At 31.3% G+C, this 13,131-nt stretch carries 10 protein-coding genes; 8 read left to right on the top strand and 2 right to left on the bottom strand.

Annotated features, from left to right (window positions below):
- Positions 1-14 precede the first annotated feature (14 nt).
- The 4 genes from V6624_RS02480 (at position 15) to V6624_RS02465 (ending at position 6,008) form a co-directional block, all read left to right on the top strand.
- Positions 15-2,453, top strand: a complete 2,439-nt coding sequence (locus V6624_RS02480; RefSeq protein ID WP_111286696.1) for a YfhO family protein — start codon at positions 15-17, stop codon at positions 2,451-2,453.
- Between the two features lie 49 nt (positions 2,454-2,502).
- Complete coding sequence (locus V6624_RS02475) at positions 2,503-3,792, top strand: glycosyltransferase family 4 protein (RefSeq protein WP_111286694.1); 1,290 nt, start codon at positions 2,503-2,505, stop codon at positions 3,790-3,792.
- A 46-nt stretch (positions 3,793-3,838) separates the two neighbouring features.
- Entirely contained in the window at positions 3,839-5,308 is a 1,470-nt protein-coding gene (locus tag V6624_RS02470; protein ID WP_111286692.1) for a polysaccharide biosynthesis C-terminal domain-containing protein, read from the top strand.
- Between the two features lie 400 nt (positions 5,309-5,708).
- A complete protein-coding gene (locus V6624_RS02465) occupies positions 5,709-6,008 on the top strand; it encodes a hypothetical protein (RefSeq protein WP_111286690.1) in 300 nt (99 codons plus the stop codon).
- A gap of 85 nt (positions 6,009-6,093) precedes the next feature.
- Here the strand turns inward: V6624_RS02465 and uvrA are convergent, their stop codons facing one another.
- Positions 6,094-8,889 (bottom strand): excinuclease ABC subunit UvrA, encoded by a 2,796-nt coding sequence (gene uvrA, locus V6624_RS02460; RefSeq protein WP_111286688.1) that lies wholly within the window; start codon positions 8,887-8,889, stop codon positions 6,094-6,096.
- A gap of 524 nt (positions 8,890-9,413) precedes the next feature.
- On the opposite strand from uvrA, the gene V6624_RS02455 reads away from it, so the two are divergent.
- The 3 genes from V6624_RS02455 (at position 9,414) to V6624_RS02445 (ending at position 11,851) form a co-directional block, all read left to right on the top strand.
- The gene (locus V6624_RS02455; RefSeq protein WP_111286686.1) at positions 9,414-9,998 is read left to right on the top strand and encodes an RNA polymerase sigma factor; all 585 of its coding nucleotides are present in this window, start codon (positions 9,414-9,416) and stop codon (positions 9,996-9,998) included.
- Between the two features lie 50 nt (positions 9,999-10,048).
- Positions 10,049-10,192, top strand: a complete 144-nt coding sequence (locus V6624_RS02450) for a hypothetical protein (protein ID WP_204251680.1) — start codon at positions 10,049-10,051, stop codon at positions 10,190-10,192.
- 594 nt (positions 10,193-10,786) lie between these two features.
- A complete protein-coding gene (locus V6624_RS02445; protein ID WP_111286684.1) occupies positions 10,787-11,851 on the top strand; it encodes a tetratricopeptide repeat protein in 1,065 nt (354 codons plus the stop codon).
- Positions 11,852-11,906: 55 nt separating this feature from the next.
- Here V6624_RS02445 and V6624_RS02440 read toward each other — a convergent pair whose 3' ends face one another.
- Positions 11,907-12,569 (bottom strand): endonuclease III domain-containing protein, encoded by a 663-nt coding sequence (locus V6624_RS02440; RefSeq protein ID WP_111286682.1) that lies wholly within the window; start codon positions 12,567-12,569, stop codon positions 11,907-11,909.
- 98 nt (positions 12,570-12,667) lie between these two features.
- On the opposite strand from V6624_RS02440, the gene bcp reads away from it, so the two are divergent.
- Complete coding sequence (gene bcp / locus V6624_RS02435; protein ID WP_111286680.1) at positions 12,668-13,120, top strand: thioredoxin-dependent thiol peroxidase; 453 nt, start codon at positions 12,668-12,670, stop codon at positions 13,118-13,120.
- Positions 13,121-13,131: the final 11 nt, after the last annotated feature.

Here is a 13,131-nt window from a genome sequence, read left to right as displayed (position 1 = left end):
CAAACCAGCCAAAATTGAAAATAGTAAATAAGTTCTATCCGCATGCCCTTGTTGTACTGGGCTTTATCTTAGTATCATTAATTTATTTTTATCCAGTTCTACAAGGAAAGCAAATTTTCCAGTCAGATATTGCTCAATATACCGGAATGGCAAAAGAGCAAAATGACTTTAGAGCTGTTGAAAATGCTGAACCTTATTGGACAAATTCAGCTTTTGGTGGTATGCCAACATATCAGCTTGGAGCAAATTATCCGAACGATTTTATTGGTAAAGTTGATGATGTACTGCGTTTTCTTCCGCGTCCTGCAGATTACTTGTTTTTATATTTCCTTGGTTTTTATGGTTTATTATTGGTCTTAAAAACTGATCCGTTGAAAGCTTTTATCGGAGCTATAGCATTTGGTTTTTCAACTTACATGATTATTATTTTAGGAGTTGGTCATAATGCCAAAGCGCACGCTATTGCTTATATGCCTTTGGTAATTGCAGGATTTATACTCGTCTTTCAGAAAAAATATATTTGGGGAGGTTTGCTCACCATGTTTGCTGTGGCACTTGAAATTAGTGCTAATCATTTCCAAATGACCTATTATTTATTGATATTCTTATTGATACTTTCAGGTTATTTTGCTTTTAATTTTATCAAAGAAAAGGACTTTAAAGGACTTTTAATTTCTTGTGGAGTTTTACTTGTTGCTGGAATTTTTGCTTTAGGAGCTAATGCTGGAAATTTAATGGCAACAAATGAATATGCCAAATATAGTATTAGAGATAAAAGTGAGTTGACTTTTAATCCAGACGGATCAAAAAATGAAACCACAGCTTCTATGACAACCGACTATATTACAGAATATAGTTACGGTATCGCAGAAAGTTTAAATTTAATTGCTCCAAGAATTTTTGGAGGTTCAAGCCATGAAAATGTTGGTACAGACAGCCGTATGTATGCATTTATGGTTGAACAAGGAGTTCCTACATCTCAAGCTCAGGATTTTGTTTCGGGAATGCCAACGTATTGGGGAGATCAGCCAATCGTTTCTGCGCCAGCTTATATTGGAGCAGTAGTTTTCTTTTTAGCAGTTTTAGCACTATTTATAGACGAAAGAAAAATCAAATATGTTTTCCTTACAGGAGCACTTTTTACTTTAGTGCTTTCTTGGGGTAAAAACTTCTCTTTGTTGACGAACTTTTTTATTGAATATGTTCCGTTGTATGATAAATTTAGAGCGGTATCTTCAATTCAAGTTATTTTAGAATTATGTTTCCCTGTTTTAGCTGTTATGGGATTACAGTCATTCTTTAAGGCTAAAGACGAGCCTAAATTACAGCAGAAAGCTTTAGTTCAGACTGGAGTTTTTGGTTTGGGAGTTCTTGTTATTTTATTAATAGCAAAAAGTTTCTTCCATTTTACAGGAACAAGTGATCAATATTTCTTAGAAAGCTACGGACCAGGCTTCGTTGATGCTTTAAAAGAAGATAGAATGACTATGTATTATGCAGATTTATTAAGATCTGGATTTTTAATAGTTGTTACTTTTGTGGTGTTGTGGATGTTTATTAAAAACAGATTATCTCAGACAACAACTTTAGTTATAGTTGGAATTGTAATGATTTTTGACTTATTCTTTGTGGATAAAAAATATGTTTCGGCTAAAGATTTTGTGAGTCCAGTTCAAATTGCGGCGCCATTTCAAGAAACACCTGCAGACAGTCAGATTTTAAAAGACACATCGGTTTACCGTGTATTTGATCTTCAGGGACAATTGCAAGGAAGATCTTCTTATTTCCATAAAACTATTGGTGGATATAGTGCTGTAAGACCAAGAAGAATGCAGCAATTGTACGATTATCAAATTGCTAAAAATAATCTTGAAGTGCTTAATATGCTTAATGTTAAGTATGTAATTCAAGTAGATAAAGAAGGAAATCAAATTCCTGCTGTTAATCCAGATGCTAACGGAAATGCTTGGTTTGTGGGTGCAGTAAAACTGGTAAATAAACCAGATGATGTAATGAAAGCGTTGAATACTTTAGATACTAAAAAAGTAGCGGTTTTCAATGTTCACGAGCATGAAAGTAAATTCCAAAACGCGAGATTAAAGAAAGCTTTTGATACAACAGGAACGATTAAGGTTGTTACTTATAAGCCAAATTATATCAAATACAAATCAGAAAATAACGGAGAAGGTTTAGCTGTTTTCTCTGAAATGTATTATAAAAATGGCTGGAACGCTTATATAGACGGTAAATTAACAGATCATTTCCCAGTTGATTATGTTCTAAGAGCAATGGAAGTTCCTGCTGGAAAACACACTATTGAATTTAAATTTGAGCCTCAGATTATCAAAACTGGAGGGACAATTACTTTAATAAGTTCAATTGGAATGCTGTTGCTTTTAGCTGGAGGAATTTATTTTGAAAGTAGAAATTCTAGTAAGAAAAATGAAGTCTAGAATTTCAAAATTCTAAATTCGCACTTTAAAAATAGTAAACTCATTTTCCTTGGAACAAAAAAAACTTTTAATAATTACCTATTATTTCCCACCTGCGGGAGGGCCTGGTGTACAGCGTTGGCTGAAATTTGTAAAATATTTGCCAGAATTTGATGTACAGCCAATAGTTTACGTTCCAGAAAATCCGACTTATCCAATTGTTGATGAAGGATTGGTAAGTGAAATATCAGATAAAGTAATTGTTTTAAAGAATAAAATTTGGGAGCCTTACCAATTGGCTTCCATTTTTTCGAAAAATAAAACCAAGAAAATCAGTTCGGGAATTTTTCCGCAAAAGAAAAAACAGACCTTTTTAGATAAAACATTCCTTTGGGTTCGAGGAAATCTTTTTATTCCAGATGCACGCGTTTTTTGGGTAAAACCATCCGTTTCTTATTTAGAAAAATACATTCAAGAAAATAATATTGATACGATTGTAACTTCTGGACCGCCACATAGTTTGCACTTAATTGGTTTAGAATTACAGCAAAAATTAAAAGTGAAATGGTTTGCCGATTTCCGTGATCCTTGGACAACAATCGGATATCATAAAGCGCTTAGATTATCTTCTTATGCAGAAAAAAAGCATAAAAATTTAGAACACAAAGTGCTTAATTCGGCAGATGAAATCATTGTAACAAGTAAAACCACTAAAACTGAATTTGAAGCGATTACCAATAAGCCAATTACAGTAATTACAAATGGTTACGATGTTGAAACTGTTGAAAAACAGACTTTAGACACGAAATTTACTTTAGCTCATATTGGTTCTTTCTTATCAGATAGAAACCCGCCATTTTTATGGGAGGTTTTGGTTGAATTACTGAAGGAAGTTCCAGAATTTAAATCTCATTTGGAAATTAAATTAATTGGAGCGGTAAGTCAGGAAGTTTTAGATGCAATAGAAGAAAATCAACTGAAAGAATACTTAAATTTAGTGGGTTACGTTTCTCATAAAGAAGCTGTTGCGCATCAGAGAAAATCTCAAGTTTTACTTTTAATAGAGATTAATTCTGAAGATACGAAAAGTATTATTCCAGGAAAATTGTTCGAATACATGGTTTCAAACCGCCCAATTGTTGCAATTGGACCTCAAGGTTCTGACTTTGCAGATATTGTAACAGAGACTAATACCGGAGTATTTTTTGATTATTCTGAAAAAGCGAAATTAAAAAGTGTACTTTTGGACTTTTTTAATCAGTTTTTGGAAGGGAAACTGCAATCGCATGGAATTGGCTTACAGCAATATTCTCGAAAAAATCTAACGAAGCAATTAGCACAGCTGATTAGGAAATCATAGATTGTAAAAAATCTAAAATCTAAAATCTAAATTCAGAAATCCAAACATGGGTATTGTCTTAAATCAGTCTTTTAAAAACACTATAATTACATACATTGGTTTTGGTATCGGAGCCATTAATACATTATACCTTTATCCTGTTTTTCTTGGGGCAACATATTATGCTTTAACGAATTATATTACTTCTGCAGCAAATGTAATTATGCCTTTGTTTGCAATTGGAATGCAAAATACACTTGTAAAATTTTATTCGCAATATAAAACAGAAGAAGAAAGAGAGCAGTTCCTGTCTTTTACAGCTTTATTTCCTGTTATAATGTGTATTCCGTTAGGTCTTATCGGAATCTTTTTTTATGATGATATAACCGATTTTGTTTCTAAAGAAAATCCTGTCGTTCGTGAATTTATGCTTCTTATTCCGTTTATAGGGATTTGTATGGCATATTTTGAAATTTTCTATGCGTGGGCAAGAGTGCATATGCATTCCGTTTTTGGAAACTTTATTAAAGAAGTTGGTTTAAGATTACTTTCAACTTTTGCCTTAATCGGATTGTATTTTAACTGGATAAGTTTGGTTGAGTTTGTTTATGTAACGGCGGCTATTTATTTCTTGGCTTTTATTGTAACAATGTTTTATGCTTTTTATATTAAGAAGCCTAATTTTCAGATAACTATACCTGAAAATGTAAAAAGTGTAATGGAATATACTTTTTATATTATTTTGTCAGGTAGTGTTGCCAATTTGCTTTTAGACGGTGACAAATTGATTTTGAATCAGTACATGAAAATTGAAAATATTGCGTATTATTCTGTTGCAACTTATATCGCTTTAGTAATTTCAGTTCCAAGTCGCGCTATGCACCAAATTGTGTATCCAATTACGGCGAGATTAATGCATGAAAACAAACATGACGAATTAAATCGGCTTTATAAAAAAACGTCTATCAATCTTCAGATTGTGGGAGGATTTGTAATGCTTTGTATTTTTGTAAATATTGATCAATTGTACGAGTTGGTTCCAAAGGAATATAGCGGAGGAATTCCAGTAGTATTTATGATTGGTCTTTCAAAGTATTTCGATTTGATTTTAGGAAATAATAATGCGATTATTTTCAATACTAAATATTACCGAATGGTATTGTATTTAGGATTAATGCTGGTTGTTTTAACGGTAATTTTGAATATCATTTTTATCCCTATTTTAGGAATTTTTGGTTCTGCGTTTGCAACTCTTCTTTCTATTACTTTATATAGTTTGGCTAAATTGCTTTTTGTGGTTAAAAAACTAGATTTATATCCATTCACAAAGCAAACCATTCATTCAATGGTTCTTACTTTTGCATTGTTTTTAGTGTTTTATTTCTGGGAATTTCCATTTTTCCAATTAATAAGCATTGCTTTAAAATCGGTTTTAGTAACTATTTTGTATCTGTATTTGAATTATAAATTCAGAATATCTCCAGATATTAATAATGTTATTGATTCTATTTTCAAGAAACTAGGATTTAAAATTTAATCTAATTTTTGAAGAAAGCTGATATTTCTAGCTAAAATATTCTTTAATTTTTATTAAGCAATCTCTTTTTTGCCTTGGATTTTTAATTGCTAGAAGCAAATGAAATTCTTTGGCGAGAAAATATTCCTGTTAAATTATTAGCCGTAACTTCCTTTGCTATGGTTAAGTAATTGAAAATAAGTGATTAAATAATCAATTTTAACAGGTGAATATTTTGTAATTAATTTTATAAAAATTAACTTTATCATGAAAGTTTAGAACTACTTTGAAGAAATTGTAGAATTATTTCTAACAAAATGGATAAATGTAGGTGTTTTTTTATTTTTTTGGATGAAGTAATTTTGCAAGAAATTGCGGAATAAGAAAAGTGTATTGGATTAATTGTAGATTTAAATTAATTATGAAAGACAATCATCTCAGCCAGGAACAAAGCATGCAAGTATTTTCGAACATGATTTCAAACAAAGTTCATAACGGATTTACTTTAGAAGAAAGAAATGATGAATTGCTTTTCGCGGTCTTATCTAAAGGTGGAAAAGTGGTTAATCACAGTTTAAATTTCATGATTTTTTGTTTAACTCTGGGTTTGTGGTCATTTGCTTGGCTCTATCTTACCTTTGAAGCATCAAAACAGAAAAAGATTTTAGTAGCTATAGACGAAGATGGTCTTCCTTTTGAAGAAAAATGTCTTGTAGCTTAAACATTAAAAAAGAAATAAAATAAAAGCCATAAATACAAACTAATCAATTGTATTTATGGCTTAACTATTTTAAAAGGAAGATATATTATAATTTGTCTTTCAAATAAACTCCTGTTACAGATTCTTTTACTTTAACAATATCTTCAGGAGTTCCTGAAGCAAGTAAATGACCTCCGTTTTCACCACCTTCTGGACCTAAATCTAGAATCCAGTCAGCACATTTTATTAAATCAAGATTATGTTCGATTACAATTATCGAATGTCCTTTTTCGATCAAAGCATCAAATGAAGCTAAAAGCTTTTTAATGTCATGAAAATGCAAACCAGTTGTTGGTTCGTCAAAAACAAATAAAGCTTTGTCTTTGGTTGCTCCTTTTACCAAGAAAGAAGCCAATTTAATACGTTGTGCTTCTCCGCCAGAAAGCGTAGAAGAAGATTGGCCTAATTGCACATATCCTAAACCAACATCTTGTAAAGGCTGCAATTTTTGAGTGATTTTTGATTGTTTGTTTTTTTCGAAAAAAGCAATAGCATCATCGATTGTCATCGTCAAAATGTCATTGATGTTCTGATTGTCAAAAGTCACTTCTAAAATCTCTTTTTTGAATCGTTTTCCTCCGCAAGTTTCACAAGGTAAAGAAACATCGGCCATGAAAACCATTTCGACATTTATAGAGCCTTCTCCTTTACAAGTTTCGCATCGTCCTCCGTCAACATTAAAAGAAAAATGTTTAGCCTGATAACCTCTTATTTTCGATAATTTTTCCTTGGCATACAAATCACGAATATCATCATACGCTTTAATATAAGTTACTGGATTTGATCGAGAACTTCTACCAATCGGGTTTTGATCTACATATTCAATATGCTTAATCTGCGAAAAAGAACCGCTAATTTCACTAAACTGTCCCGCTTTTTCAGCTGCACTTTCTAGTTTCTTCTGCATTGCCGGAAACAAGATTTTCTTAATCAAAGTACTTTTTCCACTTCCAGAAACTCCTGTAACAACGGTTAAAACATCAAGAGGAAAAGTAACATTAATGTTTTTTAAGTTGTTTTCGCGCGCGCCAATAATATCGATATGATTTTTGAATTTTCTTCGTCTCTTAGGAACAGAAATTTCTAGATCGCCGTTTAGATATTTAGCCGTAAGCGAATCCGATTTTAAAATTTCGTCATAAGTGCCTTGCGCTACCAATTTTCCTCCAAAAGTCCCTGCTTCAGGACCAATATCGATAATCATATCGGCTGCTTTCATAATATCTTCGTCGTGTTCTACTACAATTACAGTATTTCCAAGATCTCGAAGAGAAAGCAATACTTTGATCAATCTTTCTGAATCTTTTGGATGCAGACCAATACTTGGCTCATCTAAAATATACATCGATCCAACTAAACTGCTTCCAAGAGATGTAGCAAGATTAATTCGCTGTGATTCTCCACCAGAAAGAGTGGCTGAATTTCTATTTAAAGTAAGATAATCCAAACCAACTTCGGTTAAAAAAGATAAACGATTATTGATTTCGACCATTAAACGCTTTGCGATCTGCTGTTCGTAAACATTTAACTCGATGTTTTTGAAGAAAGTAACCAAATGTTTAATTGGTAAATCAACTAAATCAGAAACTGTTTTTCCGTTGATTTTCACATAAGAAGCTTCTTCACGCAAGCGTTTGCCTTTACAAACATGACATTTTGTTTTACCACGATAACGCGACAGCATTACACGATTTTGAATCTTATAATTTTTTTCTTCTAGTTCTTTGAAGAAGTCATTTAGTCCTTGAAAATACTGATTCCCAGTCCAAATTAAATCTTTCTGTTCATCTGTTAATTGAAAATACGGTTTGTGAATTGGGAAATCAAATTTGTAGGCATGTTTTACCAATTCATCTTTATACCAGCTCATACTTTCGCCACGCCACGGATAAATAGCACTTTCAAAAATAGATAATGAAGTATTTGGAACAACTAGATCAGCATCGATGCCAATTATATTTCCATAACCTTCACAAACTGGGCAAGCTCCATAAGGATTATTAAAGCTAAATAAATGAACATTTGGTTCTAGGAAAGTAATGTCGTCCAATTCAAATTTATTCGAATAAGAAAATCTTTTTTCTCCATTTAATTCCTGCAAATAACAAATTCCTTTTCCTTCAAAAAAAGCAGTCTGGACAGCATCTGCTAGACGGTTATAAAATTCCTCTTCCTCTTTAACAACAATACGGTCAATAATTAATAAGACATCTTTATTGTCAAATTTATGTAAATCTGAAGCAGAAAACTCGTCTAAACGAACCATTTCATTATCGACCAAAATACGGGCAAAACCTTGCTGTAAAAGTATTTTTAGTTTGTCTTCTAATTGTCTTCCTTCTTCAAGATGAATAGGAGAAAGAAGCAACCATCGGCTATCCAGCGGAAGACTTTTAACATCGGCAATAACATCTGTAACTGTATTTTTTTTGACTTCTTGTCCAGAAATAGGAGAGTAGGTGCGTCCGATTCTGGCAAATAAAAGTTTGATATAATCGTAAATTTCAGTTGAAGTCCCAACTGTCGAACGTGCGTTTGTTGTGTTTACCTTTTGCTCAATCGCAATTGCCGGAGCAATACCTTTAATATATTCTACTTTTGGTTTATCTAAACGCCCTAAAAACTGACGTGCATAAGATGATAAACTTTCTACATAACGTCTTTGTCCTTCGGCATATAATGTGTCAAAAGCCAAACTCGATTTACCTGATCCTGAAAGACCTGTAATGACAACCAGTTTGTTTCTCGGAATGACTACATCTACATTTTTTAAATTATGTACCTGCGCTCCTTTAATTATTATATTTGATTTTGGGTCTATTTTAGAAAGATCAATTTGCATAAAAAACTCAATTTTTACAAAAGTAATCAATTTTGAATTGGATTTAGTTAAGGATTTAGTTCCAAATTTTAACTATTTTATCATAATTAGAGCGAATTATGACTTCTTTTTGGATTGAAAAAAACGATTGATTTTTGATGCAATATTTGAATTTAAACAAGCTGGTTTAAAAAATATTCGAAAGAGTCCAATTTAATCAGGAAAAAATTGTAATTTAAATCTATAATTTAACTCAAAATATAATTTTACCTGATTAAATGTAAGGTATTTATGTCTGTTTTTTAACAGTTGTGATTCCTTTTTATTTTGGAGATTTTTAGCCTTTTGTACGTAAAATTTATGTTTATTGTACATTAATAAAAGTTTTTCTAATAATAATTAATGATTTTATTTGGATTATAAAATTAAAATTTGTTAAATTTGGACACAATATTAACATAACTCAAAAGATACGCCTATACAGAAAAACTACTTTTTAGAAAATTACTCCAAATTTTAATACAGAAACTAAAAAAGTAGTTATTATGGCTGATCTGCATACTCCAGACGCTCTATTAGTAAAAAAATATGTTGACGGCAGTGAAGCTGCTCTGGCAACATTAATAAAAAGGCATGAATCTAAGATATATGGTTTCATATATTCGAAGATTGCTGATAGAGATATTTCAAATGATATTTTTCAAGATACATTTATTAAAGTAATCAAAACTTTAAAAAGTAATTCTTATAACGAAGAAGGTAAATTCCTGCCTTGGGTAATGCGTATTTCTCACAACTTAATTGTGGATCATTTTCGTAAAACCAAAAAAATGCCAATGTACAGAGAAACAGAAGAGTTCTCTATTTTCTCTGTAATGTCAGATGACTCATTGACAATTGAAGGCAAAATGATTGTAGACCAGGTAGAAATTGATTTAAAAAAGTTGATCCACGAGCTTCCTGAAGATCAAAAAGAAGTATTGGTAATGCGTATGTATCAAGATATGAGTTTCAAAGAAATCTCAGAAGTGACAGGCGTTAGCATCAATACAGCATTGGGAAGAATGCGTTATGCGCTAATGAATTTGAGAAAAATAATTGATAAACATCAAATTATTTTAACCAACTAATACTATTTTGATAATAAGCCCGTTATACTATTATAAAACATTTTGATAGTATGGGGAAAATTTACTCAAAAAAAGCATTAGCTTCTAAAAATCTTAAGCCTAATAAAGAAGTCGTTTCTTTTATTTTAAATTATTCAAAAGCCTTAACAGTAGTTAAGATTGATGATAAAAATTTTGAGATTATAGCTAACTAAACAGCCCACTGCTCCTGTCGGATGTTTATTAAAATAAAACCAAATGGTCGTTTTGGTTGAAAAGCTCACTACTTGTATTATTCAGGTAGTGAGTTTTTTTTAGGTTGTAAAAATATTCTTTCTGTTAATTTCCTCCTTTTATAATTCTTATCTATTTTTTGGTTCCTATTTTTTATAAGTTTTTTATACCAATTTTCTTTAGTTTTGTTAAAATTTAATATTTTGATTCGATTTTATATGTTTATTTAGTTTTTAATTCTATTTTAGTTAAAAACTAATCTTTTATTCATTAAAAAAGCTTTTATGGAGTATTTTTCGTATTAGAATATTTATTTGAGTAAATAATTAAGAACACTAATAAATTAGAAATTAAATATTTAACCCAAAAACCCGATCATTTATGAAGAAAAACTACACTACTTTATTTTGTTAGGTTTTAATGTTCATTTGATTTTTGAGTAACTAATATTTTTACCAGAAAGTATTTTACTCATCCAATAGTGACGAAAATAATCTTTTAACCAGTTGATTATTTCTTACTATGCCTTTGAATAACTAAGAAAATCATTTAATCCACCAAAACTTAACCGCAAAATGAAAGAGAAAATTAAAATGCTATCATGCTTTTTGTTGATAGCTGTGGGTGCATTTGCCCAAAAAGACAATATTAAGGAAGCGCAGTCTTTGTTTGATAAAGGAAATAGCCAGGAAGCTTTGGCTGTTTTGACTAAAACAGAATATCTTATTCTTAACGCAACTGATGAAGATAAATCTGATTACTACTTTTTAAAAGGAAATGTTTTAAAAGATTTAGCTGGAAAAAATATTGATGCAGCTAATAATTTTACATTGGCTTCACAATCTTATCAAGATGTATTTCTATATGAGAATGAATCAGGTAAATTTAAATGGACTGTCAAAGCAAACATGGCTTTAAAAGATATGAAAGCCAATCTTGTAAATGGAGCTATGGCAGATTTTAAAGCAGAAAAGTATAAAGAAAGCGCTGAGAAAAGCTATAAAGTATATTTGTTTGATAAAAAAGACACCATCAACTTGTATAATGCAGCTTCTTCATCTATTAATGCAAAAGATTTTAATTCAGCAGTTACTTATTATGAACTTTTGAAAAAGATTAATTTCTCTGGAAAAGGTGTTTTGTATTATGCAGTCAATAAAAAAACAAAAGAAGAAGATGTTTTTATTTCTCCAAAAGCAAGAGAATCTGCAATTGCACAAGGTCTTTATGAAAAACCAAGAACAGAATCTGTTGCTTCTAAGAAAATTGAAGTAAATAATAATTTGGCTTATGCCTATTTAGAAAAGAAAGATTATCCTAAAGCAGAATCAATTTACAATTATGTTCTAGAATTAGATCCAAATTATGTTGATGCTTATATCAATTTAGCTTATTTGAAATTACAAATGAAGAAAGATTTAGCTGATGAAATTTCCTCTTTAGGAACTACTCCAGCCGAAATGCAAAAGTATGATAAGCTTAATGCAAGAAAAGACGATATCACGCGAAGTGCAATTCCGTATCTGAAAAAAGTACTTACGCTTGAACCAAAAAATCAAGATGCAACAAAAACATTATTAGGAGTTTATCGATCACTTGATATGACTGCAGAATATAACGCTTTGAAGGCAGGAATGTAATTTTAAGTTACAAAGTTTCAGAGATACAAGGGCACAAAGGTTTTTCTTTTGTGCCTTATTTTTTTGCTGCAGTTTTTTCCATCTCTTCAATAAGTGATTTTTTTCCAACAGTTTTGGTGATAATATCTTTTTCTAAATTCCATCCTCTTGCAGGCGAATATTCTCGGCCGTACCAAATAATCTGCAAATGCAAGTCATTCCATAAATCCCTTGGAAATAATCTTTTAGCATCTTTTTCAGTTTGCGCAACATTTTTTCCATTAGATAAATTCCATCTGTGCATTAATCTGTGAATATGAGTATCTACTGGAAATGCCGGAACACCAAAAGCCTGTGACATTACAACACTAGCTGTTTTGTGGCCAACGGCAGGTAGAGCTTCAAGAGCTTCAAAACTCTGCGGAACTTCTCCATTATGTTTTTCTATTAAAATCTCTGATAAACCATGAATTCCTTTGGATTTCATTGGAGACAAACCACACGGACGTATAATTTCTTTGATTTCCTCAATCGACATTTTAACCATATCATACGGATTGTCAGCTTTTGCAAATAACAAAGGTGTAATTTGGTTCACACGTACATCTGTACATTGAGCGGATAGTAAAACAGCAATTAAAAGTGTGTAAGGATCTTTGTGGTCAAGCGGAACAGGTATAGTAGGGTAGAGTTCTTTTAATTTATCGATAACAAATTGTACGCGAGCTTCTTTATTCATTTTGGTGATTTTAATGTCTGTAAAAATAAAGAATTATTAGTTATAAGTTATCTTTGCTAAATCTAAAAATCTAAAATCAATAATCTAAAATAAAAGATATGACAACATTAAAAGCAGGGGATAAAGCGCCAAATTTTTCAGGAATAGATCAAGACGGAAAAACACATAAACTAGCAGATTACGCTGGAAAAAAATTGGTAGTTTTCTTTTATCCAAAAGCAAGTACGCCGGGTTGTACGGCTGAGGCTTGTGATTTGAGAGATAATTTTCACCGTTTCCAAGCTAATAATTATGAGCTTCTTGGGGTAAGTGCCGACAGTCAAAAAGCGCAAGTAAAATTCAAAGAAAAATACGAATTGCCTTTTCCATTATTAGCCGATGAAGACAAATCGGTTATTAATGCATTTGGAGTTTGGGGACCAAAGAAATTCATGGGAAGAGAATACGACGGAATTAATAGAATTACTTTCGTAATCGACGAAAAAGGAATCATAGTAGAAGTTATAGAAAAAGTAAAAACAAAAGAACACGCTTCGCAGATTTTGAAATAGTTTTCAGTCCC

Source organism: Flavobacterium ginsenosidimutans (assembly GCF_037478105.1).
Lineage (GTDB): Bacteria > Bacteroidota > Bacteroidia > Flavobacteriales > Flavobacteriaceae > Flavobacterium > Flavobacterium ginsenosidimutans.
Note: the sequence above shows the minus strand (reverse complement) of the source record. Positions and strands in the feature narration are given on the sequence as shown.